This window comes from Martelella mangrovi (assembly GCF_040545495.1).
Classification (GTDB): domain Bacteria; phylum Pseudomonadota; class Alphaproteobacteria; order Rhizobiales; family Rhizobiaceae; genus Martelella; species Martelella mangrovi.
The window spans coordinates 20,761-43,224 of the sequence record NZ_JBEPLY010000017.1 but is presented as its reverse complement, the minus strand read 5'-3'; the positions used below and the strand labels follow the sequence as shown (position 1 = coordinate 43,224).

At 60.0% G+C, this 22,464-nt stretch carries 34 protein-coding genes and 1 tRNA gene; 12 read left to right on the top strand and 23 right to left on the bottom strand.

Annotated features, from left to right (window positions below; genetic code table 11):
* Window positions 1-28: 28 nt before the first annotated feature.
* The 6 genes from ABID12_RS19005 (at window position 29) to ABID12_RS18980 (ending at window position 6,354) form a co-directional block, all read left to right on the top strand.
* Window positions 29-988: an ABC transporter permease gene (locus ABID12_RS19005; RefSeq protein WP_354435670.1), complete on the top strand. Its 960-nt coding sequence runs from the start codon at window positions 29-31 to the stop codon at window positions 986-988.
* A complete protein-coding gene (locus ABID12_RS19000) occupies window positions 988-1,827 on the top strand; it encodes an ABC transporter permease (RefSeq protein ID WP_354435669.1) in 840 nt (279 codons plus the stop codon). Before ABID12_RS19005 ends, ABID12_RS19000 begins: the two co-directional genes overlap by 1 nt.
* Window positions 1,824-3,572 (top strand): ABC transporter ATP-binding protein, encoded by a 1,749-nt coding sequence (locus tag ABID12_RS18995; protein ID WP_354435668.1) that lies wholly within the window; start codon window positions 1,824-1,826, stop codon window positions 3,570-3,572. The genes ABID12_RS19000 and ABID12_RS18995 overlap by 4 nt, the downstream gene beginning before the upstream one ends.
* Entirely contained in the window at window positions 3,572-4,585 is a 1,014-nt protein-coding gene (locus ABID12_RS18990; RefSeq protein ID WP_354435667.1) for a serine hydrolase domain-containing protein, read from the top strand. The genes ABID12_RS18995 and ABID12_RS18990 overlap by 1 nt, the downstream gene beginning before the upstream one ends.
* On the top strand, window positions 4,585-5,712 hold the full coding sequence (locus ABID12_RS18985) for an anhydro-N-acetylmuramic acid kinase (protein WP_354435666.1): 1,128 nt from the start codon (window positions 4,585-4,587) through the stop codon (window positions 5,710-5,712). The genes ABID12_RS18990 and ABID12_RS18985 overlap by 1 nt, the downstream gene beginning before the upstream one ends.
* A 468-nt stretch (window positions 5,713-6,180) precedes the next feature.
* Complete coding sequence (locus ABID12_RS18980) at window positions 6,181-6,354, top strand: hypothetical protein (protein WP_181190721.1); 174 nt, start codon at window positions 6,181-6,183, stop codon at window positions 6,352-6,354.
* A 287-nt stretch (window positions 6,355-6,641) separates the two neighbouring features.
* Here the strand turns inward: ABID12_RS18980 and ABID12_RS18975 are convergent, their stop codons facing one another.
* The 4 genes from ABID12_RS18975 to ABID12_RS18960 form a co-directional block, all read right to left on the bottom strand.
* Window positions 6,642-7,055 carry a GNAT family N-acetyltransferase gene (locus ABID12_RS18975; protein ID WP_354435665.1) on the bottom strand — a complete coding sequence of 138 codons (414 nt, stop codon included), beginning with the start codon at window positions 7,053-7,055 and terminating at the stop codon, window positions 6,642-6,644.
* Window positions 7,056-7,211: 156 nt separating this feature from the next.
* A tRNA-Asn gene (locus tag ABID12_RS18970) sits at window positions 7,212-7,286 on the bottom strand.
* A gap of 180 nt (window positions 7,287-7,466) precedes the next feature.
* Complete coding sequence (locus ABID12_RS18965; protein WP_354435664.1) at window positions 7,467-8,135, bottom strand: hypothetical protein; 669 nt, start codon at window positions 8,133-8,135, stop codon at window positions 7,467-7,469.
* A gap of 49 nt (window positions 8,136-8,184) precedes the next feature.
* Entirely contained in the window at window positions 8,185-10,110 is a 1,926-nt protein-coding gene (locus tag ABID12_RS18960) for a mechanosensitive ion channel family protein (protein ID WP_354435663.1), read from the bottom strand.
* Window positions 10,111-10,582: 472 nt separating this feature from the next.
* Between ABID12_RS18960 and ABID12_RS18955 the strand changes: the two genes are divergently transcribed.
* Window positions 10,583-11,446, top strand: a complete 864-nt coding sequence (locus ABID12_RS18955; protein ID WP_354435662.1) for an aldo/keto reductase — start codon at window positions 10,583-10,585, stop codon at window positions 11,444-11,446.
* A 273-nt stretch (window positions 11,447-11,719) separates the two neighbouring features.
* On the opposite strand, the gene ABID12_RS18950 is transcribed toward ABID12_RS18955, so the two are convergent.
* The 17 genes from ABID12_RS18950 to ABID12_RS18870 form a co-directional block, all read right to left on the bottom strand.
* Window positions 11,720-12,976 carry a hypothetical protein gene (locus ABID12_RS18950; RefSeq protein ID WP_354435661.1) on the bottom strand — a complete coding sequence of 419 codons (1,257 nt, stop codon included), beginning with the start codon at window positions 12,974-12,976 and terminating at the stop codon, window positions 11,720-11,722.
* 8 nt (window positions 12,977-12,984) lie between these two features.
* Window positions 12,985-13,224, bottom strand: a complete 240-nt coding sequence (locus ABID12_RS18945; RefSeq protein WP_319520162.1) for a hypothetical protein — start codon at window positions 13,222-13,224, stop codon at window positions 12,985-12,987.
* The gene (locus ABID12_RS18940) at window positions 13,221-13,772 is read right to left on the bottom strand and encodes a hypothetical protein (RefSeq protein ID WP_354435660.1); all 552 of its coding nucleotides are present in this window, start codon (window positions 13,770-13,772) and stop codon (window positions 13,221-13,223) included. Before ABID12_RS18940 ends, ABID12_RS18945 begins: the two co-directional genes overlap by 4 nt.
* Window positions 13,769-14,200 carry a hypothetical protein gene (locus ABID12_RS18935; RefSeq protein WP_354435659.1) on the bottom strand — a complete coding sequence of 144 codons (432 nt, stop codon included), beginning with the start codon at window positions 14,198-14,200 and terminating at the stop codon, window positions 13,769-13,771. The genes ABID12_RS18940 and ABID12_RS18935 overlap by 4 nt, the downstream gene beginning before the upstream one ends.
* Window positions 14,197-14,610: an ASCH domain-containing protein gene (locus ABID12_RS18930; RefSeq protein WP_354435658.1), complete on the bottom strand. Its 414-nt coding sequence runs from the start codon at window positions 14,608-14,610 to the stop codon at window positions 14,197-14,199. The genes ABID12_RS18935 and ABID12_RS18930 overlap by 4 nt, the downstream gene beginning before the upstream one ends.
* Window positions 14,603-15,535 (bottom strand): hypothetical protein, encoded by a 933-nt coding sequence (locus ABID12_RS18925; RefSeq protein ID WP_354435657.1) that lies wholly within the window; start codon window positions 15,533-15,535, stop codon window positions 14,603-14,605. Before ABID12_RS18925 ends, ABID12_RS18930 begins: the two co-directional genes overlap by 8 nt.
* A 9-nt stretch (window positions 15,536-15,544) precedes the next feature.
* Window positions 15,545-15,787 (bottom strand): hypothetical protein, encoded by a 243-nt coding sequence (locus ABID12_RS18920; protein ID WP_354435656.1) that lies wholly within the window; start codon window positions 15,785-15,787, stop codon window positions 15,545-15,547.
* Window positions 15,784-16,038 carry a hypothetical protein gene (locus ABID12_RS18915; protein WP_354435655.1) on the bottom strand — a complete coding sequence of 85 codons (255 nt, stop codon included), beginning with the start codon at window positions 16,036-16,038 and terminating at the stop codon, window positions 15,784-15,786. The genes ABID12_RS18920 and ABID12_RS18915 overlap by 4 nt, the downstream gene beginning before the upstream one ends.
* The gene (locus ABID12_RS18910) at window positions 16,035-16,289 is read right to left on the bottom strand and encodes a hypothetical protein (RefSeq protein ID WP_354435654.1); all 255 of its coding nucleotides are present in this window, start codon (window positions 16,287-16,289) and stop codon (window positions 16,035-16,037) included. The genes ABID12_RS18915 and ABID12_RS18910 overlap by 4 nt, the downstream gene beginning before the upstream one ends.
* Window positions 16,286-16,957 carry an HNH endonuclease gene (locus ABID12_RS18905; RefSeq protein ID WP_354435653.1) on the bottom strand — a complete coding sequence of 224 codons (672 nt, stop codon included), beginning with the start codon at window positions 16,955-16,957 and terminating at the stop codon, window positions 16,286-16,288. Before ABID12_RS18905 ends, ABID12_RS18910 begins: the two co-directional genes overlap by 4 nt.
* Window positions 16,954-17,313, bottom strand: coding sequence for a hypothetical protein (locus tag ABID12_RS18900; RefSeq protein ID WP_354435652.1), 360 nt, complete (start codon window positions 17,311-17,313; stop codon window positions 16,954-16,956). The genes ABID12_RS18905 and ABID12_RS18900 overlap by 4 nt, the downstream gene beginning before the upstream one ends.
* Window positions 17,310-17,531 (bottom strand): hypothetical protein, encoded by a 222-nt coding sequence (locus ABID12_RS18895; RefSeq protein ID WP_354435651.1) that lies wholly within the window; start codon window positions 17,529-17,531, stop codon window positions 17,310-17,312. Before ABID12_RS18895 ends, ABID12_RS18900 begins: the two co-directional genes overlap by 4 nt.
* Window positions 17,524-18,078 carry a phosphohydrolase gene (locus ABID12_RS18890; protein WP_354435650.1) on the bottom strand — a complete coding sequence of 185 codons (555 nt, stop codon included), beginning with the start codon at window positions 18,076-18,078 and terminating at the stop codon, window positions 17,524-17,526. The genes ABID12_RS18895 and ABID12_RS18890 overlap by 8 nt, the downstream gene beginning before the upstream one ends.
* Before the next feature lie 3 nt (window positions 18,079-18,081).
* Window positions 18,082-18,237 (bottom strand): hypothetical protein, encoded by a 156-nt coding sequence (locus ABID12_RS18885; RefSeq protein WP_354435649.1) that lies wholly within the window; start codon window positions 18,235-18,237, stop codon window positions 18,082-18,084.
* The gene (locus ABID12_RS18880; RefSeq protein WP_354435648.1) at window positions 18,234-18,824 is read right to left on the bottom strand and encodes a hypothetical protein; all 591 of its coding nucleotides are present in this window, start codon (window positions 18,822-18,824) and stop codon (window positions 18,234-18,236) included. The genes ABID12_RS18885 and ABID12_RS18880 overlap by 4 nt, the downstream gene beginning before the upstream one ends.
* Entirely contained in the window at window positions 18,821-19,267 is a 447-nt protein-coding gene (locus ABID12_RS18875) for a hypothetical protein (protein ID WP_354435647.1), read from the bottom strand. Before ABID12_RS18875 ends, ABID12_RS18880 begins: the two co-directional genes overlap by 4 nt.
* Before the next feature lie 66 nt (window positions 19,268-19,333).
* Window positions 19,334-19,564 (bottom strand): Acb2/Tad1 domain-containing protein, encoded by a 231-nt coding sequence (locus ABID12_RS18870; RefSeq protein ID WP_354435646.1) that lies wholly within the window; start codon window positions 19,562-19,564, stop codon window positions 19,334-19,336.
* 291 nt (window positions 19,565-19,855) lie between these two features.
* Between ABID12_RS18870 and ABID12_RS18865 the strand changes: the two genes are divergently transcribed.
* Window positions 19,856-20,173, top strand: coding sequence for a hypothetical protein (locus tag ABID12_RS18865; RefSeq protein ID WP_354435645.1), 318 nt, complete (start codon window positions 19,856-19,858; stop codon window positions 20,171-20,173).
* Here ABID12_RS18865 and ABID12_RS18860 read toward each other — a convergent pair.
* Complete coding sequence (locus tag ABID12_RS18860; protein WP_354435644.1) at window positions 20,170-20,517, bottom strand: helix-turn-helix domain-containing protein; 348 nt, start codon at window positions 20,515-20,517, stop codon at window positions 20,170-20,172. The two genes, ABID12_RS18865 and ABID12_RS18860, sit on opposite strands and share 4 nt — an antisense overlap.
* On the opposite strand from ABID12_RS18860, the gene ABID12_RS18855 reads away from it, so the two are divergent.
* The 3 genes from ABID12_RS18855 (at window position 20,449) to ABID12_RS18845 (ending at window position 21,414) form a co-directional block, all read left to right on the top strand.
* Entirely contained in the window at window positions 20,449-20,817 is a 369-nt protein-coding gene (locus tag ABID12_RS18855) for a transcriptional regulator (RefSeq protein WP_354435643.1), read from the top strand. The genes ABID12_RS18860 and ABID12_RS18855 overlap by 69 nt on opposite strands.
* Window positions 20,814-20,999 carry a hypothetical protein gene (locus ABID12_RS18850; RefSeq protein WP_354435642.1) on the top strand — a complete coding sequence of 62 codons (186 nt, stop codon included), beginning with the start codon at window positions 20,814-20,816 and terminating at the stop codon, window positions 20,997-20,999. The genes ABID12_RS18855 and ABID12_RS18850 overlap by 4 nt, the downstream gene beginning before the upstream one ends.
* 142 nt (window positions 21,000-21,141) lie before the next feature.
* Window positions 21,142-21,414 (top strand): hypothetical protein, encoded by a 273-nt coding sequence (locus ABID12_RS18845; RefSeq protein WP_354435641.1) that lies wholly within the window; start codon window positions 21,142-21,144, stop codon window positions 21,412-21,414.
* Here the strand turns inward: ABID12_RS18845 and ABID12_RS18840 are convergent.
* On the bottom strand, window positions 21,371-21,718 hold the full coding sequence (locus ABID12_RS18840) for a hypothetical protein (protein WP_354435640.1): 348 nt from the start codon (window positions 21,716-21,718) through the stop codon (window positions 21,371-21,373). The two genes, ABID12_RS18845 and ABID12_RS18840, sit on opposite strands and share 44 nt — an antisense overlap.
* A 376-nt stretch (window positions 21,719-22,094) precedes the next feature.
* On the opposite strand from ABID12_RS18840, the gene ABID12_RS18835 reads away from it, so the two are divergent.
* A complete protein-coding gene (locus ABID12_RS18835; RefSeq protein WP_354435639.1) occupies window positions 22,095-22,457 on the top strand; it encodes a hypothetical protein in 363 nt (120 codons plus the stop codon).
* Window positions 22,458-22,464 lie beyond the last annotated feature (7 nt).

The window sequence follows — 22,464 nt, the reverse complement described above, 5'->3', positions numbered from 1 at the left end:
CAGAAAAGAAGCAAGAGGCGCATACCCCATGAACTATCTGACCCGGCGACTGGTGACCTTTCCTGTGGTCATGCTCGGGGTATCCGTCCTCGTCTTCGTCTCTATCAGGCTGGTTCCCGGCGATGCCATCACGGCGATGCTGGGAACCGAGGCCGGTCTTCTGACTCCGGCCCAACGCGCATCACTGGAAACCTATTTCGGCATGGACCAGAGTTGGTTCGGGCAATATTGGCACTGGCTTGGCGGTGTGCTGCACGGTGATCTCGGCATTTCGGTCACCTATGGCCGCCCGGTGATGGAGGTCATCCTGCGCGTCTTTCCGTTGACGCTGGAACTGGCGCTGCTCTCCATGGTCGTCGCGCTGGCCGTCGGCCTTCCCGCCGGCATCTACGCCGCCACCCATGCCGAAAAGCCGTCCGATCTGATCGTCCGCATCGTCGCCATGGTCGGCCAGTCGACGCCGAGTTTCGTGGTCGCGCTGCTGGCGATCTATGCGCTTTCGGTCTGGTTCGGCGTTCTGCCGGCCATGGGCACGTTCACGCCGCTCTGGGACAATCCGCTGAAAAACCTCACGCAGATGATCTTGCCGGCGCTGACCCTTGGCTTTGCCTTCGCCGCCGCCGTCACCCGCATTGCCCGCTCGGCCATGCTCGATATTCTCTCCGACGATTATGTCCGCACCGCCCGCGCCAAGGGCGTGCCGGCCCGTTCGGTGATCTGGCACCATGCGCTGCCGAATGCGCTGATCCCGGTCGTTACCGTCTCGGGCGTCGAGTTCGGCTATCTGCTCGGCGGCGCGGTTATCGTCGAGCAGGTCTTTGCGCTGCCGGGCCTTGGCCGCACCGTACTGGAGGCGATCCTGCAGCGTGACTATGCACTGGTGCAGGGCAGCGTGCTGTTCATCGCCTTCAATTTCATGATCGTGAATCTGCTGGTCGATCTCGCCTATGCCGCGCTCGACCCGCGTATCCGGCTGGGAGGCAAGTAATGCACCTGCTGCGCTTAATCTTCGCCCATCCGAGCGGCCGCATCGGCGGCACCATCGTCGCGCTCTATATCGTCATCGCCGTCCTCGGCCTTGTCGGGCTGACCCCGCATGACCCGCTGATGCAGTTCCGCATCGACCGCCTGCACGCCCCGAACGCCACCTACTGGATGGGCACCGATCTTCTCGGACGCGATGTCGCTAGCCGACTGATGATCGGCGTTGCGCAATCCTTCATCGTCTCCTTTGCCTCGGTCGCACTGGCAACTGTCGCCGGCATCGTGCTGGGTCTCGCCGCTGCCTGGTTCGGCACTTACTGGGACGGCACGATCATGCGGCTGATGGATGTGCTGCTCGCCTTTCCCGCAATCCTGCTGGCGCTTTTGATCATCACCATTGCTGGCCCCGGCACATGGACGAGCGTGATGGCGATTGCCTTCGTCTATACGCCGATCTTCACCCGCGTGGTGCGTGGCCCGGCGCTGTCGCTCAAAACCCGCGAATTCGTCGATGCCGCGCGCACCTTCGGCTCCTCGCGCCGCTATATCCTGTCGCGTCACATGCTGCTCAATCTGGTGGCGCCTCTGACCGTGCAGGTGACGCTGGCGCTCGCCTGGGCGCTTTTGACGGAGGCCGGGCTTTCCTTCCTCGGCCTCGGCACCCAGCCGCCGAAAGCCTCCCTCGGGCTGATGCTGAGCGAAGCGCGCAACCTGATGGAAATGGCGCCCTGGCTGCTGGTTTTCCCGGCCTTCGCGATCATGATCGGCATTCTCGGCTTCAACCTTCTGGGCGATGCGCTGCGCGACATTCTTGACCCGCGTTCGAGGAGGGCAGTCGCATGAGCCATCTTCTGACCGTTTCCGACCTCCATGTGGGCTTCGGCAAGGACCCGGCCAAAAACGAAGTCGTCCACGGAATCGATTTCACGCTCGATCCCGGCGAGACGCTGGCCATCGTCGGCGAGAGCGGTTCGGGCAAATCCGTCACCGCGCTTTCGATCAACCGCCTCGTCGATTTCGGCGGCGGAAAGATCACCGGCGGCCGGATCGATTTTGCGCTGGGCTCCGGTGATGTGACCGATCTTGCCGCTGCACCCGAAAAGGAACTGGCGAAAATCCGGGGCAGGGAGATCGGCATGATCTTCCAGGAGCCGATGACCTCGCTCAATCCGGTCCACACCATCGGCGAGCAGATTGCCGAAAGCTTCCGCCTCCACCACGGCCTGACCGGCAAGCAGGCGATGAATGCGGCCGTCGACGCCCTGAAACGCGTACGCATTCCCGATGCGGAACGGCGGCTGAAATATCATCCGCATCAGCTTTCCGGTGGCATGCTGCAGCGGGTTATGATCGCCACCGCGCTGTCATGCAATCCGCGCCTGCTGATCGCCGACGAGCCGACCACCGCGCTCGACGTGACGGTGCAGGCACAGATCCTGGCGCTGCTTTCCGAACTGAAGCGTGAGAGCGATATGGGGCTGATCTTCATCACCCATGATATCGGTCTCGTCGCCGGCATTGCCGACAAGGTGATGGTGATGCAGCAGGGAGAAGCGGTGGAGCAGGGCGCGACTGATGACGTGCTTGACAATCCGCAGCATGCCTATACGCAGCATCTTCTGAAGGCGGTGCCGCATTTTGACGATGGCCGCGCGGTGCGCCGCGATTTCTCGCGGGCAAAGGCGGACGTCGCCAAACCGGCATTGACCGTCGAGGACCTGACGGTTCGTTTTCCCGTCACGTCGGGCTTTTTCAGACGCCGAAACGGTGCCGTCCATGCCGTGGACGGCGTCGATTTCGATCTGATGCCGGGCGAAACCCTTGGCATTGTCGGCGAGAGCGGGTCCGGCAAATCGACCACGGCGCGCGCCATCATGGGGCTGACGAAGCCCACACGCGGGGCGTTTCATCTGGGTGAGGGGGCCGGCATTGCCGCCCATGGCGACCCGATCCAGATGGTGTTCCAGAACCCCTATGCCTCGCTCAATCCGCGCCTGCGGATCGACAGCATTCTGGCCGAGCCGGTGATTGCCACAGGCGGACGGCTGAACGCCGAAACCCGCGCCCGCATGGCCGCGCTCCTGGCGCGCGTCGGCCTGCCGGAGGATGCGCTGATGCGCTATCCGCACGAGTTTTCCGGCGGCCAGCGCCAGCGCCTGTGCATTGCCCGCGCGCTGATGCTGAAACCCTCCGTCATGGTGCTGGACGAGGCCGTTTCCGCGCTCGATGTCTCGGTGCAAGCCATGGTGCTCGATCTGCTGACCGAATTGCAGCGCGACATGAACCTTTCCTATCTGTTCGTCACCCACGATATGGCCGTGGTCGAGCGCATTGCCCATCGCATCGCCGTGGTCTATGCCGGACAGATCGTCGAGATCGGCGATGCCGCGTCGGTTCTGTCAGCGCCGAAACATGCCTATACCAAACGGCTGATTTCCGCCGTGCCGAGCATCGACCGCCGCCGGCAGGATTATCGCATCGACAACAGCGAGGTGCCGTCGCTGGTGCGGCCGGCAGGCTACGAGCCGCCGAAACCCGAATGGCTAAGCTTTGGCGCCGATCATATGGCGCGCGTGGAGCAGGTGTGATGACGGCAGAGATTTCGCGACGCTTCGACAAGGCGTTTGCCGCGCTGGACGGATCGGTTGCCGAGGGGCGGATTCCCGGCGGTGTTCTGGGTTTTGTCGATCACAAGGGCAGGCGGCTGACGCGTGCTGTCGGCGCTGCGGCGCTGACACCTGAAAAGCGCCCGATGACGAGCGAAACATGGTTCGACCTCGCTTCGCTCACCAAGGTGATCTTCACTACCGAGCGCATTCTGGCATTGGCGCAGGAGGGCGTGATCGATCTCGACCAGCCGTTGACTTCCGCCATTCGCGATTTCCGCCAGTATGATCCAGCCTGCTGGGAACGGCAGGTGACATTCCGCCAATGCCTAGGCCACCAGACCCCGTTTCCGGCGGTCGAGCCGATCTACACCTATGGCGATGACCCTGAGCGGCTGCGCGCCTTCGTGCTGCAGCGCGAATGGAAACGGCTTGAAACGCCGGTCTATTCCGATATCAATTTCATTCTCCTCGGCATTGCGCTGGAGCGGCTTTCCGGCAAGCCTATCCGGCAACTGGACCCCGGCCCGGGCTTTGCCTTCTCCGCTGATCCGCAGAAAACGGCGGCGACGGAGCGCTGCACCTGGCGCGGCCGGGTGATCTGCGGCGAGGTGCATGACGAGAATTGCTATGCGCTGCAGGGTTCCGGTCATGCCGGGCTGTTCGGCACGGTCGATGCCGTGCTCGACCATGCCGCAGGCGTGTTGAAACGCGATGCCGCCGGTGATCCGGCCGTAAAGCTGATGCGTGAACCGCTGTCTGCGCGCCGCACCCATGGCTGGGAACGGCCATACGAAAACTGGCACGGCGGTGCCGCTTGTTCCGGCGCCACGATCGGCCACACCGGCTTTACCGGCACCTCGCTTTGCGTCGATTTCGAGCGCGGCCATGCCTGGACGCTGCTGACAAACCGCGTGCATCCAAGCCGCCACACGGAAAGCGGCATCATGGCGCTCAGGCGGCGTGTCAGCGACCTTATCAACGGAGCGGAATGATGGTGCAGGATTTCGAACCCGTCTGGGCCGTCGGCCTGATGACCGGAACCGTGCTTGACGGCAATATCGACGTCGCACTGTTGAAAACCGACGGCGTGACCGTGGAGGCTTTCGGCGCCTATACGCTGGCGCCTTATCCGCAGGCCACGCGCGATCTTCTGGAGGAGACGCTGGCGGAAGCCCGTACATGGAACTTCGAGGGGCCTGAGCCGGAAATCTTTGCCGAAGCCGAGACGGTGCTGACGCTGGCGCAATCCGATGCGGTGAGAAGCCTCGTGGAGGCCGAGGGGCTGACCATGGCCGATATCGGCATTGTCGGCTTCCACGGCCAGTCGGTGCTGCACCGCGCGCCGCAGAAGGGGCGCATCGGCGATACCCGCCAGCTCGGTGACGGTGCGCTGATGCATGAACGGCTTGGCTGCAAGGTGGCCTACGATTTCCGCACGGCGGATGTGCGCGCCGGCGGGCAGGGCGCGCCGCTTTCGGCTGGCTATCACCAGGCGCTGCTGAGAAGTCTCGACACCTCCGGCAGGACGGCTGTGCTCAATCTCGGCGGCGTCGCAAACGTCACCTGGTGGGACGGAGCCGAGCGGCTGATCGCCTTTGATACCGGCCCCGCCAATGCGCCGCTCAATGATTTCATGAAGGAAAACGGTCTCGGCGAGATGGACCGCGACGGCGCGCTGGCGCTTTCCGGCACGGTGGACGAGGCGCGGCTGTCAGAACTTCTCGAGCATCCCTATCTTGCCGCCCCTTACCCAAAATCGCTCGACCGCTTCGACTTTTCTTCCCGCATGGCCGAAGGGCTGGACCCGGCAACCGGCGCCGCAACGCTAACCGCCTTTACCGCTGCCGCCGTCGGCAAGGCACTCGACCTTCTGCCCGTCCGGCCTGAACGCCTCGTCGTCTGCGGCGGCGGTCGACGCAACCCGGCGATCATGGAAATGCTGAAAACCCGTGCCGGCGTCGAGGCGGTTCCGGCGGAAACGGTCGGCTGGCGGGGCGATGCCATCGAGGCGGAGTGCTTTGCCTTTCTGGCGGTCAGGGCGCTGCGTGGCTTGCCCTTCAGTTTCCCGACGACGACCGGCGTGCCCGCGCCGATGAGTGGCGGAAGAATCGCCGGCTGAAGCGGATCAATAACGATAGAAAATGTTTTCAGTTCAGGGTGTTGATTCGTTTTTCTAAACGAACCTGAAAAGCGTATTCATCCAAACGGTTCTTGCGGAAAGCCTTTCGAGGTCCGCAGTGCATGCTGTCTCCTGTGCATTCGAGAGGCAGCCGAAATCTAAACGGTGGGTGCCCGCGAGGTGCGGGACATCCTACGCCAGTCCTTCTTGATATGCGTCAACTTGTAGCGGAGCGTCGGCTTGATTGAGCCGGACCGAAAGCATAGTTGGAGAGCAACGAATGCCCGGTCCTGAAGAGCACTTCAAGTTTCGCGCGCGAAGCAGGGTCGCGACAGCGTTTCAGACTGCAAAGATGCGCCGCAAGGGTGCATGAAACAGCCCGAACTGGGTTTTCCTGACATTCACTGCCGCGCCTGAGGCAGCACGCCTCCGACACCGTAAAACAATAGCCAGCAAAGAGCGAAAACGATGAATTGGGTTCCTGTCGTCCTCGGCGTGTTCAAGATTGGTGTGCTGGGCACGGCCATGTTCTTCGCGATCAAGTCGCACCGCGATGGCGAAAAGATGCAGAAGAAAGAACGTGAAGCCAACGCACAGAATGCGTCCGCCGAGCACGCCGTCGAGGTTTCAAAGCCTGATTGAAAAGGCGGATCGGAAACCTTCTCACGCTTCGACATCGAAGCTTCAGATTATTGACAACCCCACAAGCAATCACGGTTTTGCCTCCTTCCCCGCCGTCATTCCGGCCTTGAGCCGGAATTCTGAAAGTGCAGAACAAGCGGCCCTGGATACCGGCTCAAGGCCGGTATGACGCTTCGTTATCGAAGCGCTTTATTGCACATGTCGGCTTGCAGCGGGTAGCATTCGGCAAAGGCAATGATGAAGCGGAGCTGGTGAGCGACGGAAAACGGACACATAATCCGCATCTGTCACAGTGTTTTTTGCAGAAATGTCCTGTCGAGACCGGCGGCGAACTGTTTGATCACGCCAAATTCCGTGTAGCCCTGCCGCTTGTAGCTCTTCAACGCGACGGGATTGACCGCGTCGATATAGGCACCTCTGCAGCCACGCTTTCGCGCTTCCTCTTCGGCTGCAGCAAGCATCTTGCCGGCAACGCCCTTTCCGCGATCGCTTTCGCTCACCCACAGTCGTTGCACATAAAGCCAGCCCCAGGATGTCATGCCGTTGATACCTGCCACCAGCGTGCCGTTCTCGTCATGAACAAGCACGCTCAACGGCATGCGTTCGGCCGGGCCGAATGCCGTCTCGTTGAAAGCATCGAGGTTCTTGTCGATCACCGTGGCATCTTCCGCTCTCGGCTCGGCAGTCACGCTGATATTCATGAAAACTCCGCAAAAATGCTGATGGCACAGCCCCGATCCGTCCACTGTCTTTCGACGAATGCGAAGCGCTTCCACTTTGTGGCGGATTTCACTGAACGAATAGCGCCCTGAACGGCACTTCTATTTCAGATGATAACGAGCTGAAAAAGAAAGAATTGGCTCCCCGGGTCGGATTCGAACCGACGACCTATCGATTAACAGTCGAGTGCTCTACCGCTGAGCTACCAGGGAATACCGCGCCGCTTGGGCGCTGCGGTGTGAGCGGGTTAATACAAACGGTGAGGCGATTTGCCAAGCCCTTTTCGTAAAAAAATATCATTGTCTTCGCTGCTTTTTTTGAAAGGGCCTGTTCGGGCTTGCCCGGGGACCGGCGCAAGCGATATTTCCCGGTGCCCGGAAGGGTGTCCTGCCTCAGCTTCGGCGCTGGACACCTTCACTGGTGTTGGAGTCGTTGCCGCGTTCCAGGTGATGCATTTCGCGCATCTCGTTTTCGATGCGTTTGCGGGCGCTGCTGGAGCGGATCTGGGTGGCGGAATAGCTGCGCGGCGACAAAAGCAGGTCGCCATCCTTGTGAATGATGTCGAAGCCGCGCTCGGCCGCCACCGGCTGGTCCTCGGAAGTGTAGGTGGCAACCACCGTCAGTTTGATATCCTCGATGTTTTCGAAATCATCGAAGCCTCTGGGCGACATCTTGCCGATCAGGGTTTTGAAGGAACCGAGATCGAGGTGTTCGCCTGAATCCAGTGGTCCCTGAAACCAGCGTTTGCGGGAATCAGGGGCGTTGTCTTCACCGAAATTGAGGTTGGACAGCGAGTAGCGAAAATCCTCGTGTCTCTCGTCGTCACGCAGGGTGAAGTCGAGCAGAACGGCGTCGATATAGATCGGTTTCGCGCTCATATTGGCAACAAGGCAGTGGCCGTCGAGCGAGGGGCCGGCGCCGCGATTGATCAGTATCTTGGCGCGCCGGCCTTCACGAAAGCCACGGAAGATCAGCTGCAGATAGACGGCCCAGATTGCGATCGTCAGAAGACTTGCGATCGCGCTCAGCGCGCCGGCATTTGCATTGAGCCAGTGCCACACGGCAAAACTCCCGGGTTTCCTGACGGGCGCCCGGGAGGTCGATCACAATTCAGGCCAGATCGTCGGGATCGGCCTTTGCCTCCGGGGTGTCGCCCGATTTTTCCTGTGCGTTTCCGTCATCAACGTATTCCACTGTCTTGAGTTCCGGCAAATCATCGCGTGCCAGATAGATGGTGGAGGAGGGGAAGGCGAAGCTCGAGCCATTCTCGTGCACCGCGTCGCGTATCGACATCAGCAGCTCTTCCTGTATTTCGAGGAAGACATTGATGTCGGTGGCCGAAACATTGGCATAGACATCGAGCAGAATGGAGGAATCGGCGTATTCCACCAGCCGCACGCGTAGCGGCGTTTCCAGAACGCTCTCATGCGCTTCCAGAATCTCCCGAATCGCGTCGCGAACATTTTGCAGCGTGTCGGTGTCCGTTTCGTATCTGAGGGCCACCTTGTGGCGGAACAGGAACACGTCGCGCTGGCTGTAATTGGTGATCTTGTATTTCACCAGATCGGCATTGGAGACGATGATCAGTGTCCGGTCGAGCGCGCGGATGCGGGTCGAGCGGATGCCGATTTCCTCGACCGTGCCGGCGGTGTCGGAAAACTGAAAGAAGTCGCCGACGCGCACGATCCGGTCGGCATAGAGGATCAGTCCGCTGATGAAGTTTTCAAGCGTCGGCTGGGCGGCAAGGGCGATTGCCAGACCGCCGACACCGAGACCGGCGACGACGCCGTAGATCGGGATGCCGATCCGGGTTGCGCCGTATCCGAGAACAATGACCGCGACCAGGAACGAGACAACCCTGAAGCCGGTGCGCACCAGGCTTGCATCAAGGCTTGCATTGTTGACCGTCGGATTGCGGATCGTCCACATATAGATGGTCTGAAGCACCTGATAGGTGAGCCATGCCGCGGTCATCCAGATGATCGCGCTCACCATCGTGGTCAGGATCAGCAGAAGGTCGCCGGTGATGTTGATCTGTTCCTCGCACAGATAGTGAAACAGGTTTGCCATCAGAATGATCAGGATGGGCGGCAGCAACCGGCGTGTCTGGCGCGCGGCCGGATCGAGCGGAACCGCGCGGCGGCTGTTCCAGCGGCCGTAAAGGGCAATCACCGTGATCAGGATAATGACCGAAACTGTGAGCGCCAGCCATTGCCAGACGGCCTGTCCGCCGAAGGTGTTCTGCAGCCAGTCCGGACCGTTCAGAACGTAATCATACCATTGCGGCGCAACGAGATTCCCGGGCGTGTAAATATAGTACTCGTAAAGATCCTCGCCCTTGTCGGCGATGATCGGCAACGACTGAAGTTCGTCGTAGTCATCCGGGATCTTGTTCACTGTCGCGGCGGTAAACAGATACTGGCCGGAATAGGGCCCGTCCTGCTGGCGCTCGATGGTCAGGCTCGTCCCGGGAATGATCCAGCGATCGGGCAGGGTTATATTGCGTTCCTGCGCGGAGGCACTGGAACCGGCCGGCAGGCCCGGAATATCATCCAGCGGTGGCAGATAGATACGGTCGAAAATCTCCTGAAGCTGAAGCACCGTTTCGATGCTGAACCGCTGGCGCGAGGCGGCCGGAACGTCGGAAAGGTCAAGGGTCTGAGCGGCCTTTTCGAGCAGCGACTGAACCAGAACAAGTTCCTTTTTCTCCTCCGGGGTCATAAAGAAATTGTCATTGGCGAAGAATTCGTCGCGTACGCCGAGCCACAGTTTGGTGGCAGACTGCATGATCACCAGAAAGCTTTCCAGTGTCGCGCGCGGGCTGCGGGTGTCCGGCGGTGAAATCGGGTTGGATACCAGCCGCTGGTAGCGCGATTTCAGCCCGTCATTGTTTTGGGCATCGTCAATGATTTCGTGAACCAGTTCGGACGTCGGCACCTCTTCATCATCAACGCCCGGCTGCTGGGCAAGCGCCGGCGTGATCAGGGCGGGCTGGAAGGTGGCAAGAAAGGTAAAAAGGCATGCGACGCCAAGCATTACGCATCGGCCGAGTGTCGTTCGGGAGCGGTTTTTTCGTTCCCGGTGCAGTTTGTCTGAACCCATTGCTTTTTTCACTCCCTCCGAGGCGTTTTACCTATTGGTCGATCCTTGCAGTTCCCCGCCGGATAACAAGTGTACCTGATTTTTCAGGTGATTCGTGCCGAGCCAATATGAATTGGGCTGTTTTTTGTCGGCGCGGTTAACTGGAAATACCGAAAATGGACTTGTCCTTATCGGGTTTTGACACGAGGCCGTATCGCATCGCCCGCGGACCTGTTCTCCCGATCAGCGCGTCTATTCCGATGCGATGCCATCATGCTTCGACGGTTCCTGATCGGTGAATTGATGAGCGCCGCTCATAAGTCATTTTTAATTGACCGGCCTTATCGCGGGCACTTTGCGGTCCCAGATAACAGGCACTTTCAGATAACAAGCGGCTCCTCGAGCCAGACACCAAGGGATATTCAAAATGATTCTCGACGAAACCTATACACTGTCCAACGGCGTGAAGATCCCCAAGCTGGGCCTCGGCACCTGGATGATCGACAACGACAAGGCGGCGGACGCCGTCAAGGCTGCTGTCGATCTCGGCTATCGTCATATCGATACCGCGCAGGCCTATGCCAACGAGCGCGGCACGGGCGAAGGCATTCGCAACAGCGGCGTGGCGCGCGACGAACTGTTCGTCACCACCAAGCTGGACGCCTCCCACAAGAATTACGAGGATGCCAAGGTCGCCATCGATGAATCGCTGAAGGATCTGGGCCTGGATTACATCGACCTGATGATCATCCACAGCCCGCAGCCCTGGGGTGATTTTGCCGGCGAAGAACGCTATTTCGAAGGCAATCTGGCGGCATGGCGCGCGCTGGAAGAGGCTTATGAAGCCGGCAAGCTCAGGGCAATCGGCGTTTCCAACTTCGAAAAGGCCGACCTCGACAATCTGCTTGAAAATGCTTCGGTCAAGCCGATGCTGAACCAGATCCTCGCGCATATCAGCAACACGCCCTTCGATCTGATCGACTACATCCAGAGCAAGGATATGCTGGTCGAAGCCTATTCGCCGGTCGCCCATGGCAAGATCCTCGACAATGAAGAGATCGCCGCGATTGCCGCGAAATACGATGTCAGCATTCCGCAGCTGAGCATTCGCTATTGCCTGCAGCTTGGCCTCCTGCCGCTGCCGAAGACGGCGAACCCCGATCACATGCGCTCCAATGCGGCCGTCGATTTCGAAATCTCCGCAGCCGACATGGATGCGCTGAAGAATATCGATCGCATCAAGGATTACGGCGATGCCAGCATGTTCCCGGTCTATGGCGGCAAGATTTAAGGACGCCGAAGCCGGTTGCCGTTAACGCCGCTTGCCGCATTTTCGATGACCGGCGGCGTGACGGTATTTTCAAGTCACGTGAACGAAAAAGGCCTGTCTGCGATCACAGACAGGCCTTTTTCAGAGTTTAGAAGGGGGTTTTTCGGAAATTCCCCTTGCGCCAACATGCAAATCATTCTAATTGCCCGCCAACGCTTGCTTTCCAGCGAGCTAGGGGCCTCGTGGCGGAGTGGTTACGCAGAGGACTGCAAAGCAGCGCACAATCCAATAAAATCAACGGCTGTTCTGAATTTTGGCGGAAATCTTCCGCCTTTTTGCGTTTTTGGGGGCGTTGATTTTGCTGGGTTTTTCGGCTTGTTCAGAATGGCCCATGCGCTTTTTCGTGGCTTCCAGAACGCGCATATCCGTCTCTTTGGCGTAGCCGCGATAGGCGGTGGCCGTCTTGTGTTTTGACAGCACGCGGCCCTGGCCTTCGGTTAGTCCGCGTTCTTCCAGTTCGGTCATGCCGCCGTGCCTGGCGGCGTCCAGCGTGAAGTCCGTCATGGCGAGCCTGTCGGCCATGGCGCGGACATCCTGCGATAGCCTGGTGCTGTCTCCAAAGAGCCTTCCGGATCGCTGGCAGACGATTGAAGCGCCCCGGCGCGGTGTTCTGGCCAGAACCTTTTCCGCATCCGGATAGAGCGGGACAAGGTTGCCCTCATCATCGATATATTCCAGCGGATGTTCCGCGCGCTGGCCGGTCTTCCTGTGATTGACGATGATGCGGTCAGGCGCGCTTTCGCCGCGATAGCCGCTCCATGCGGCAAAGCCCGCGCTGATCGATGACGGGCGCATCAGGAATTCAAAGGCCAGCACGGCCGCTGCCGCCAGTTCCGGCCGTTGATTTTCCAGTGCGCCTTCCGCAAAGCGATAGGTTTCGGCGCGGGTTGCATGTTTCTTGACGGCTTTCTGCCGGCGTCTGATCGTCACGCCGTCCCATGGGTTTGGCGTGTCTGTGCGAAACAGGTCGGGGTGGTGCGGTTGCATGCGCTTCCACGCGGCCTTGCAATAGATGACCAGTTTCTCCGCCGTGCGCGGCGATGTTTCGGCAAACAGGTGGTAGACCTTTTCCGCCGTCGATACGCCGACGACGTTGATCTTTGCATCGCCGAAACGCACTTCAAGCCCGTCTGAGCGGGTTATCCGGGCATCGCAGACGCGCCGGAACACGCGGCGGTAATCGTCCCGGGAAAAGCTGCCGACGCGCTCCAGAAAGCTGTCATGACGCTGATAGGCGTTGACCAGCCATTCGACGGTGGCAAAGCGTGAATTGTCTGCCTGATGCAGCGGCGATTGCTCTTTCAGCCATCCGTCCAGCCGTTCATTCCAGATCGCCGCAGCCGCATCCAGTTCCTTTTGTCCAAGATCGACGCCGAGCGCGGCCGATCGGTATGGGCTGCCCTGTTTTCGATAGCGTGCGGGGCAGTTCCAGTAGAATGCGGTGCGGCCTGAGGCGAGCGTCTTGGGGGTCACATAGCGGGGCAAAATCATCGGTATCATCACCATGCTTGCGGGTTTTCTGCGGCGTGCTGTTCGCCTATCACCCTGTCCAGATCGCTTTTCCGCCATGCCCGAAACCTTCCCTTGCCGCGCCCCTCGTCGATATAGGGTTGCGGCCATATAGTACCGACGCGAGAAAGAAACGTGTCAACCGATTTTTCGCCGACATAGCCGGCGGCCAGTTCATCGCGCAGCACGGCAGGCCATACGCCTGCGGGGATCAGGGCAGGGCGGGTCATCGTCCGCGTCTCCATTGTTCGAAGTCTTGCACCATGGCGCGCCAGCGGGCGGCGGCCGGGGCGTTTTCGTTCAGGTCCTTGCGGCTGTTCAGCGCCAGAACGAATTTGACGCGGGTGGCGGTCTTGTCCTTGTCGGTCGGCAGTTTCAGGTCGTGGCGTTCGGCCATGAAGCGCTGGAAGGCGGGTTCGTCGCATTTCATGGCGCATTCTGCGGCATAGTCCTTTGCGGGTCTGCCGCCCTTGTTCTCGATTGCCTGGCGCAGGCGCTGCACTTCGGCCCGCTCGGCCCGCAAGGCCTTGCCGGTTGCTTCCAGCATGGCAATCAGATCGGCCGGGATTTCGATATGATGCAGGATCAGTTCGCGGTTTGCCGTCGGGCAGGCATGGGGCAGGGTGCAGATGCACTCCGGCTCGCCTTGGTCCATCCCGTCGATCTCAAGGTGCATGCCGTCCGCATCCGCGAAGACGCCTGTGCTCCGCGCCGCGCCGGCCAGCATCGCGCGGTAGGATTCGAGGCGGTCTTGCGCGGAAGGGCGGGCGTTGTTCATGGCGCACTTGATCCTGCCAGTCGCACGCGGGCCTGCGCCTGAAACTTTTTGAATGTCATATCTGGGTCGACATCGGAGGCATCAAGATATGCTGAATAGCGCGCCTTTCCGGCACTTGTTGAAACCACAGTAGTGCTCATGTCCAGCCATGTGATGGAGAACAGCCGGTGACGATCGCCGATAAACTTCAGATGATCGCGCAGCGCCGCGCGGCCGGCTTGCGTGACGTGAAAAATGTCGGTGTCCTTATCGCGGTAGAATTTTTGCCAATGGGGTGACGCGGCCATTTCGCGGGCGATATCGCCATTGGCATTTGCGGCAAAATAATTCCGGTAGGTTTCGCCCATGGGGTCGACCGGGCGGCCAAGCGCGTGATCGATATGGTCGAAATGCTTGTCTTCTAGATACCGGTTGACCTGAAGGCTCATCTTTCCATCCTTTTCCGCCAGTCGAAGAGCCCCAGCGCGCCCTTGACCGGCACAAATGGCGTCGGCTGCGGATTGCGCAGCACGAAACCGAAACGGCCGAAGAACCACGGGCTTTCGCTTGTCGTCACGCAATCGACGATCTCGACCGTGCCGATGATGCCGCCGCGCGTGATGGTGCCGTAGCCGGGCACGACCGGCGGCTCGGTAAAGGGGCGGTGGACATGCACATGGCGGATCGTTTCCATGGCTTCGTCGTATTCGGCGCGCGTCATGCCCTTGGCCGCATGCAGGCAGATGCGGCCGCGCAGGTTTGTGTGCCAGTTGCGGTTTTCGATATCCTTGCCCAGGTGCATGATGCAGTGGGCCCATGGTTGGCGGATCGACAGGGCGAGTTTTGGGAGGTTATCCATTGCGGGCCTCCGGAAACAGAACAGCGGCGATGTGGTTGTCAGTTGCCTTCATGGCCTCGGTGGCGGTTGGGAAGCTTTCTTCCATCAGAAGATCTGTGAATCCGGGGATCGACCAAAAGATTTGCCATGAAGCGCCAGCATGTGTCCGTGAAACATTGATAGAGCCAAAGACCGGCGCTTTGGCGCGGTGGCAGTGCACCCCGTGGCGCTCCCATACGAGATTGAAGATTGTCGGTGTAGGCTGCCCGAAGTCCTTCAGCGCAAAGCCGCGCATTTCCTGCCGGTCATAGTCATAGGCTTCGAGGATCCATTGCGGTTCCCTGTGCCATGATGTGCTTGTGAACTTCACGCACATGGGGCGGATGCGGCGGATGGCGGTTTCGCCGCGCCAGTTTGTATAGGGCAGCACCAGCGGCGGCTCCGGCAGGCGGTCGAGCCTTGCCGCGCCCTCCTCGATGACCACGCGGAAGGTGGTGGTGTCGCCCCAGAACCACGCGCTGACCGTGGTCTCGAGAGGCGGGGTGAAGGCTTCGGGGTCGTTTTTCCGTCCGTCGGCGATGACCTCTTGCAGGGTGTTGCAAAAATCATCGGCGTCATCGTAAACGAAATGGGTGGCGTCTGCCGGAAAGTCTTCCGACAGCGTGTAGCTGCCATCCTCCGCCACCTTGATCGTGCGGCTACCGTAATGGCGGTTACTGTCAAAGTCGATCAGATCGCCATGGGTGACGGCGATGCAGAAGGATCCGGCGTCTTCGAAATCATCTTCGTGCGGCACCAGAAACCAGTTGCCATCCTTCGATTTCAGAAAGGCATTTGGGTCTGCCTGTGGCAGCGGGGTGTATTCGTCGATCCATTCCCGCGGCACGTATTTGGTGACGACCGTATCCTTGTTGTCGTCTTCCGGTGTGTTGAAAAAATTATTCATGGCGTGACCTCAATGGCATTTGACGTGGTTGTCGATCGGCATTTCGATGGCATCAATGGCGCTTTGAACGCAGGCGAGGGGATCGTCATTTTCGGTTTCCATGACGCAAAATTCGCCGGCGAGCTTATAGATCATCAGCGCGTAAAGCGGCCCGGCCGGGGTGCTGCGGCCCTTGCCGAAAATCCAGTAGTAGCCGTCAAGGTTTGTGTGCAGCAGCGAGACGGCCTGCTGAAGCTTTGCTTCATCGCTCATAGCAATCTGTCCTGTCTTGTGATGTCGCCGGCGCGGCGGCGGGCGCATGCGGGGCAATAGTGCTGCCAGCTGCCCGCGGTGCGGCGGATGATCCAGCCGCGCGCCCTGGCATTGGCGGAAACGCGCTGGCGGGCGAGGCGAAACAGGTCGTTTCGCACGGGCGCGGGTTCGAGAATGGCCCGGTCAAGATTGGCCATGCCGCAGCTGTCGCAGGTGATGTTCAACTGGCCGGCGGACGGGGCGATGGTCAATGCAGCCTCCTGCCGGTCTCCGGCGGTTCGTCGCTGCCGTCCTGATCGGCTTCGTGGATCAACATGCCGAGATTGGAACAGGCCTCATCGATATCGCCATCGAACAGGCAGCCGGAGCGGATCACGACCCAGCACAGGCCGGCCAGCACTTGGATCGCGTCGTCTTCCGAAAGGTTATGGTGGGTCAAATCCTTGATAAGGGATTCGGCAGTGCTGTTTGCCAGACGGGCGATGATGTCTTCCTGTGTCATGACCGTCCCTCCGGAAAGGCGTCATTCGGCTTTCGCGTTTCCTTCAACTGATGTTTTAGCTTGGCGACGGTGAGAATGGCGGGGCGGACTTCGGGTTCGGCGGCCTGGTAGTCCAGACCGCGATGGCCATTGAGATAGGGCAGCATGGCGCGGGGAATGAGCGCCCAGTTTTCCGGGGCGCTGTTGCGCCTGTCGCCGTCCAGGCATTTCAGGCAGTGTCCCGCCGGAATGGCGCCGTTGGCCTCCTCCCACAAAATCAAATGGATAGCGCGCCAACGCTCGTGTGCCGGTCCATCCTCACGGATCTTGCGTTCCGGGTATCCATCCTTGCTGAGACGCTCCGTGCCGATCGGCTTCAGGTTATCCTTCGCCGCGCCCGTCAGATTTCCCGGACGGTACTGCGTTTTGCGGGCGTTCGGGTGGCGTCCGCCCTTGCCGGGCGGCCAGGGCTTTCCCTTGTTATGGGGTGTCTGCCCCGGCGTGAAGCAACCTGTCCGGCTGGTCATCCAGCCCCTGCGCGTGCAAAGCGCATTGAGGTTGATCAGCGTCACGTCGTCGCGGCCGAAGCGCGCGCAAAAGGCCGCGTGCATGGCGGCGCGCGGGTCCTTCGCGTGCGCCTCGATCCATGCTAGTTCCGCCTCGCTGTAGGAAATCCCGCGCCCCTTCATTGCTTTTTCCCTTCCAGCATCGGCACCATCTTCAGAAACCGGTCGCCGTGATTGACCACCAGATGAGCGGCCTTGATGGCGGTGTCTGCGTTGGAGATGATCTGCGAGGCGACGGACACCACCGCCTCGGCGCGCTTAACCTCGACTTCCAGCTTTTCCGGCGTCTTTTCCTGATCGGACAGGCGATCGAGCTGCGAAAACAGGTGTTCGTTCAGGTCTCCAAGGCTGTGGCCCATGGTCTTTTCCTCTCTAATTCGGTTTGCTTCAGGCGCTGCCTGCACGGGCTTCATCAGCCGGTCGCGCACGGCGCGGTAACTGGTCTTGAGGTCAGCCTCGTATGCCGCGCCGTCGCTCATCGGGCCTTTTCCTTTCCGTCGGGGTGGACGGCCTTTGCGGTTGTGGGCAGGCGGCGGGCCTTGTCGGCCTTGCGGCTGAACAGCCGGAAGACCAGAGCCGTGACGGCGATGGCGGCCGCGATGTAGAGTGCGCCAAGCGCAAAGCCCGCCACCATGGCGGTGGTGGACCGTGCGAAAGCGGACAGCGCGGCGGTGAGGGCAAGGATGGTGTCAGCCATGGGTGAGCATCCGAAATTCCCGGTGGAACACTGTGCGGGCATAATCCGGTGACCACGGCTCGATCCTGATGCCGAGCGGCGGTTCCGGCAGGTGCCAGCCCATGGGCGGCCGCTGCATCAGTTGCAGGGCTTCGTCGTGAAGAATGGCATCGTCAACGCGCTTGACCTCGGCCGGCATCTCGGCGGGCATCAGGTTGAACCGCATGACGATTGCTTCCATCACGCGGCCTTCTGCGGCTTTATAGCCATCAAGAAAGGGTTTGACCGGGCGCGGCACGTCGACCAGATAGGCCTCGCTGGCATCATGCAGTAGGCCCCACAGCGCAAGGTCTGATGGCAGCGCCCTGGACACAAGCACGCTGTGCTGCGCGACGGAATAAAAGCGGCGGCAATGGCCGGCATAGCGGCACATGTTGGACAGCGCATGGGCGATATCCTCGATATCGACTTCCTCCGGGCGCGGGTCCATGGGCCAGAATGCGCGGCCCGAGGCTGTTTGCATCCAGTCGCCCTTGCGGGCTTTGGGCTCAAAATTATCCGTTGCCATGCGTTACACTCCTGTTGCCGCTGCCAGCGCCATTTCAAGCGCGACGAGCTGGTGAATTGTGAGAAAGACAAGGATCGCCGCGCCGATGATGACGGCGGGGCGCGCCAGCCGGCGCATGGCGGTGCAATCTTCCGGGGTGAGCGGATGGTGGGCGGTCATGCGTCACCGCCTTTCGCGCTGGCGCGGTCAAGGCGCTCGATTGTGGCACGTGCTTTCTCAAATATATGCCCGCCTCGCCGACCTCCCGTTCCACGACTGGACTGCTTTTCAAGAGCCATAGTGAAGGCGAGAAGGTCGCTTAGCGCCGATCGTGCCGCCTGTATCGCTCCGGTGTCTGCCGGTTCGATGGTGGAAAGAATGCGGCGCTCGTAGTCGGCTTGGGCGGCGGCTTGGGCTTCCTGTCCCGATGGATAGAGTATCGCTTTTGCCGATCCTGGCAGCGTCAAAGCATATTGGTCGGCGTAATAGGTCGCCAAGCACGGCCGAACAGAGTATGTTCCGATGATCGATTTGGCGACGCAGTATGTGCCGTCTTTCACCCACTCAAGCGGCTTGACCTTCACTTGCCACTCTGTGGTCTGTGGAGCGCGGGCGTTCCATCTATCGGCATCCTCTACCGGCCAAGCGTAGACCGAAATCGGGCACCGTTTATGGCCTTTGCCTTGATCCAGATGCTGAAGCGTTCCGCCTCGATCTGTCATTTTGTCTCCGCAAAACGGGCAAGGTTTGAATTCGGTACTATTCATGCCGCACCGCCTTTCCATGTGGCCGGGATCCATGGTTGGCCGCTGTGACGGACTTCCACGGTGATGTTGGCGTCGTGGCTCCAGCGGCGGGTGAAGGCTTCGAGGGCGGCGTGGTCGCCGCTTGCTTTATCGATTACGTTGCCGGTTACGTTGCTGACGGCGCGAAAGCGCATGATGGGCTGATCCGTCAGGGCGGCCAGTGCGTGGTCGGGCAGGGGGCTGAGTGCGGCCTGCCAGTCGCCCGTAAGCCATGCGCGGATTGCGCTGCGCAGCAGGGCGTTATCCTCGACTTGCTGCAACAGCGCGGTGACAAAGGCCTCCATGCTGCAGGGGCGGCCGTCATCGGCGGTGATCAGTATGCGGTGCGTCGTGCCGGCGCCATTGCCGGTCAGTTCAACGCCGGGCGGGATCGTGATCGATCCCCTGCAAACAAAATCGTGCATTGCATCCTCCGTTCCGTTCTGGATGCCGGTTCGGCGGGGAACCGGACACCGGAGCGGGACGGAGTGTCAGGCGGTTACGTGCTTGACGCCCCACATGACAGCTTCTTCGATCTTGGTTTTGGCCAGCGATATATCGCGGCTGGAGCCGATGCCATCCAGCATCTCAATGAATTCAAGTCCGCGATCCTTGATCGCCTTCATCTGTGCCTTTTCGTCGTCAGTGAGCACGCGGTATTCATGGCGCATGACGTTGTTGACGGTGCGGCTGTCGCTTGTTGCATTAACGTTATCAGGCATTTTTCTTCCTTCCTTGTTGCGATGCCGCCGCCGGGTGGCGCTTTGCGCCTGTGGCGGTTCCGGCGGCGGCTGTTGTCAGGCGTGGGGATTGCCTGATGGAAGGAAATATAAGTACCACTTAAATTTAATGTCAATCAAAAAATAAGTGCCACTTAATATCGAGTGTCGAATGACGCTACGACACTCGGCCAAGCGTTAGCTTTCGAGGGTGGTTCTTGCCGCAGGCATTGATCGGACGCTAATCTGTTTGTTCGGGGCCGATGGATGCAGTGATCTGGAAGGGATAGTTAAATGAGAGTTACAACTTTTGTTGCCGTTTTAGCGATTTTTGTGATGCCTGTTACCGCGGTGGCTGAAGATAGTTCGGCGGGGACTTGCCAGGCTCTAGGAAAGCTTGCGGAAAACATCATGAGGGCGCGGCAAAACGGCGTAAGCATCTCGAAGGTAATGAGTTTGGTGGAAAAAGCCGATGTGTTTAAGGACATCACAAAGCAGATGATAATAATAGCGTATGATGAGCCGCGTTGGAATGGGAAGGCCTTGCAGGACAGGGCTGTCATGGATTTCAGTAATGATATTCAACTGATGTGTTATAAGACGATTGACTAGCCGTCAGTGCCGGTTCGCGACAGTACGTAACGGGCAAAATCGATCAGCTGCTTTTGCTTCGCCGGATCAGCCTTTGATGCTTGATCCCATATCGACCACATTTCATTTTCTTCGAGCGGATTGCGCATCAAAAGGTCGCCGGGGTTGCATGAAAGCGCCCACGCGTAGGCCTCGAGCGTAGAGTCCGTGAAGCCCTGCTTCCCGTTTTCAAGTTGCGAAACACTGCTTGCAGACACGCCGATGCGTGACGCCAGTTCTTCCTGTGTGAGCCGACGATGCTTGCGCCATTCTTTGAAGAAATAGCTGGGGCGTTCTTTTTTGAAATTCGGGACAACCTTTTCCATGGCGCGATTTTAGCCTGTCTTAAAAACGGTTCCCATTCGGTGCTACTGAAAATTCAGCTTGACTTAACTTCAGTGGTGCTGAATATTTCGGACATGGAACACTTGCTTGCATATCTCAATGGTGAACGTGGCCGGCGCGTCGCGCTGGCGAACGCGCTGCACCTTCAGCCCTCTGCGATTTCGCAATGGCGGGACGTTCCGCCAACGCGCGTTCTTGCGATCGAGAAAGCGACCGGGATTTCTCGGCATTCTCTCAGACCGGACATTTACGGTCCGCTTCCCCAGGAGGCTGCGCAATGACCCGCTGGATGATGAGCATTGTTGCCGGCGCGTTTGTCGCCGCTTTTTCGGCGCTGCCGCCGATCCTCGGTTTCGTGCTCGGGGTTTCCGCCGTGTGGGTCGTGATCCTGTTTCATGAAGGCGATCGCATGGCCGCCGAGGATTTTGCCAGTGACGGACAGGATGAATGGGAGGGCTATTGATGGCGCTCCTCTCCGGTTTTTCAGGTTCCCCTCGCGCGCGGTTCTTCGGTTCGTTCTGCCGCGCGCCAATTGCCCCGCCTCTGGCCGCAGGTATTGCGTTGGCCGGGGCGGGGTCTTTTTCTTCAATCGAGGAGTCTTCGACATGGATACAATCAGGGAAGCATTGGCCGAACGGGGCCGGGTTACGGGCGGCAAGCGTCCGCTCAAGTCGCTTGGGCATGGTTTCGTCAGCCGGCGGCAGCAGGACGTGCGAAGCATCATGCGGCGGCGCAAGAGAGATGGGCTCATGCCGCTCGGCATGTTCGAGATCATGGCGCTGGAAAGCGGTCGAAAGACGGAAGCGGAGATTGACCGGGAAATGCTGGAGCGGCTCAATCGGCGCTGGGGTCGTATTCCTGAATCTGCCGCCATTTGAGCCTGGCTTCGGGCGTGGGCTCGATGCCGCTGAACTTCGCCCCTTCGCTTCGCGCCGCCTGTTCCTCGGTGATCATGTCCTTCAAGGGGGTGAGCCATTCGAGCGCGCCGGCGGCAAGATCGCGCTCGAAATCCGTCTGTTTCGGCGTTTGCGCGAAGCGGCGTTTGTACTCCACATCCTGCGCGATCTGCCACAAGGCGGGGTCCGGCATCAGGGTGATCATCGTTTCGATCACGCCTTCCAGCGCATGAATGCGTCCAAGAAGCTGCGCCGGGCGGGTCGTCAATCTTTCTGTTTCGTCCATGGTTCGTTGTCTCCTTGTTTCTGGCGAAATCAGGAAAGCACGGGCCGTGGGCGGCGTCCAGCGGGCAGGGGTGTTTTGCGTATCCTGCCCGCAGGGTCTTTTGTTTTTCTTCGCGCGCGGAAGGGGCTCTTGCTGCCTCCTGGGAACCGCGCGCGGCGCAGGGCTGGCTTCCACCTCCCGGCCGGTCTGCGCAGTCGGGGCGGCGTCTTCTTTTTGCCGCCCCGGCAAGTCCTTCCAGCCTGCCGTTTTCCCATTTCGATTTTTGCATATCGGCCTGTTTTTCCTGTTCGCATCGATGCCGACAGAAAAGCAGGTCCGGGATCGGATAACTCCGACAAGGTGTTGGAATTATCCGATTTTTTATGAGGGGTGCTTGATGACGACCGTCGAAGCATTTTGTCGCGACACTCTGCGCACGCATATCGCGCCGCCTGCCATTGGCAGCGTCAAGGCGCGCATTCGCCACGCCGCCCGCCTTCTTGGCTGGGCGCCGACCAGAACGCGGGACGCCTGGTATGCGGACCCGCGCATCTCAATCAGCGGGGAGGAGCTTGCTGATGTCGAAGCTCTATCGGGAATTTATTTCGCACGGGCGGAGGTCGACGAAGTCGAGGCCGCGCTTGCACGGGCCGCTCGGCTTCTGGCTGACCGGAAAGAGGATCGAATTGGCTTCCTTGCTGCTGCGGCGCTCGAAGCGATTGGCCTTCTTTATCGCGCCGGAAATCAGAAGCCCGAATGATGAAAAC

Bases quoted from the DNA above. Each gene is read 5' to 3' on its own strand.
- ABID12_RS19005 (WP_354435670.1), top strand. From the start codon at position 29: ATGAACTATCTGACCCGGCGACTGGTGACCTTTCCTGTGGTCATGCTC.
- ABID12_RS19000 (WP_354435669.1), top strand. From the start codon at position 988: ATGCACCTGCTGCGCTTAATCTTCGCCCATCCGAGCGGCCGCATCGGC.
- ABID12_RS18995 (WP_354435668.1), top strand. From the start codon at position 1,824: ATGAGCCATCTTCTGACCGTTTCCGACCTCCATGTGGGCTTCGGCAAG.
- ABID12_RS18990 (WP_354435667.1), top strand. From the start codon at position 3,572: ATGACGGCAGAGATTTCGCGACGCTTCGACAAGGCGTTTGCCGCGCTG.
- ABID12_RS18985 (WP_354435666.1), top strand. From the start codon at position 4,585: ATGGTGCAGGATTTCGAACCCGTCTGGGCCGTCGGCCTGATGACCGGA.
- ABID12_RS18980 (WP_181190721.1), top strand. From the start codon at position 6,181: ATGAATTGGGTTCCTGTCGTCCTCGGCGTGTTCAAGATTGGTGTGCTG.
- ABID12_RS18975 (WP_354435665.1), bottom strand. From the start codon at position 7,055: ATGAATATCAGCGTGACTGCCGAGCCGAGAGCGGAAGATGCCACGGTG.
- ABID12_RS18960 (WP_354435663.1), bottom strand. From the start codon at position 10,110: ATGCTTGGCGTCGCATGCCTTTTTACCTTTCTTGCCACCTTCCAGCCC.
- ABID12_RS18955 (WP_354435662.1), top strand. From the start codon at position 10,583: ATGATTCTCGACGAAACCTATACACTGTCCAACGGCGTGAAGATCCCC.
- ABID12_RS18950 (WP_354435661.1), bottom strand. From the start codon at position 12,976: ATGATTTTGCCCCGCTATGTGACCCCCAAGACGCTCGCCTCAGGCCGC.
- ABID12_RS18945 (WP_319520162.1), bottom strand. From the start codon at position 13,224: ATGACCCGCCCTGCCCTGATCCCCGCAGGCGTATGGCCTGCCGTGCTG.
- ABID12_RS18940 (WP_354435660.1), bottom strand. From the start codon at position 13,772: ATGAACAACGCCCGCCCTTCCGCGCAAGACCGCCTCGAATCCTACCGC.
- ABID12_RS18935 (WP_354435659.1), bottom strand. From the start codon at position 14,200: ATGAGCCTTCAGGTCAACCGGTATCTAGAAGACAAGCATTTCGACCAT.
- ABID12_RS18930 (WP_354435658.1), bottom strand. From the start codon at position 14,610: ATGGATAACCTCCCAAAACTCGCCCTGTCGATCCGCCAACCATGGGCC.
- ABID12_RS18925 (WP_354435657.1), bottom strand. From the start codon at position 15,535: ATGAATAATTTTTTCAACACACCGGAAGACGACAACAAGGATACGGTC.
- ABID12_RS18920 (WP_354435656.1), bottom strand. From the start codon at position 15,787: ATGAGCGATGAAGCAAAGCTTCAGCAGGCCGTCTCGCTGCTGCACACA.
- ABID12_RS18910 (WP_354435654.1), bottom strand. From the start codon at position 16,289: ATGACACAGGAAGACATCATCGCCCGTCTGGCAAACAGCACTGCCGAA.
- ABID12_RS18905 (WP_354435653.1), bottom strand. From the start codon at position 16,957: ATGAAGGGGCGCGGGATTTCCTACAGCGAGGCGGAACTAGCATGGATC.
- ABID12_RS18900 (WP_354435652.1), bottom strand. From the start codon at position 17,313: ATGAGCGACGGCGCGGCATACGAGGCTGACCTCAAGACCAGTTACCGC.
- ABID12_RS18895 (WP_354435651.1), bottom strand. From the start codon at position 17,531: ATGGCTGACACCATCCTTGCCCTCACCGCCGCGCTGTCCGCTTTCGCA.
- ABID12_RS18890 (WP_354435650.1), bottom strand. From the start codon at position 18,078: ATGGCAACGGATAATTTTGAGCCCAAAGCCCGCAAGGGCGACTGGATG.
- ABID12_RS18885 (WP_354435649.1), bottom strand. From the start codon at position 18,237: ATGACCGCCCACCATCCGCTCACCCCGGAAGATTGCACCGCCATGCGC.
- ABID12_RS18880 (WP_354435648.1), bottom strand. From the start codon at position 18,824: ATGAATAGTACCGAATTCAAACCTTGCCCGTTTTGCGGAGACAAAATG.
- ABID12_RS18875 (WP_354435647.1), bottom strand. From the start codon at position 19,267: ATGCACGATTTTGTTTGCAGGGGATCGATCACGATCCCGCCCGGCGTT.
- ABID12_RS18870 (WP_354435646.1), bottom strand. From the start codon at position 19,564: ATGCCTGATAACGTTAATGCAACAAGCGACAGCCGCACCGTCAACAAC.
- ABID12_RS18865 (WP_354435645.1), top strand. From the start codon at position 19,856: ATGAGAGTTACAACTTTTGTTGCCGTTTTAGCGATTTTTGTGATGCCT.
- ABID12_RS18855 (WP_354435643.1), top strand. From the start codon at position 20,449: ATGCTTGCGCCATTCTTTGAAGAAATAGCTGGGGCGTTCTTTTTTGAA.
- ABID12_RS18860 (WP_354435644.1), bottom strand. From the start codon at position 20,517: ATGGAAAAGGTTGTCCCGAATTTCAAAAAAGAACGCCCCAGCTATTTC.
- ABID12_RS18850 (WP_354435642.1), top strand. From the start codon at position 20,814: ATGACCCGCTGGATGATGAGCATTGTTGCCGGCGCGTTTGTCGCCGCT.
- ABID12_RS18845 (WP_354435641.1), top strand. From the start codon at position 21,142: ATGGATACAATCAGGGAAGCATTGGCCGAACGGGGCCGGGTTACGGGC.
- ABID12_RS18840 (WP_354435640.1), bottom strand. From the start codon at position 21,718: ATGGACGAAACAGAAAGATTGACGACCCGCCCGGCGCAGCTTCTTGGA.
- ABID12_RS18835 (WP_354435639.1), top strand. From the start codon at position 22,095: ATGACGACCGTCGAAGCATTTTGTCGCGACACTCTGCGCACGCATATC.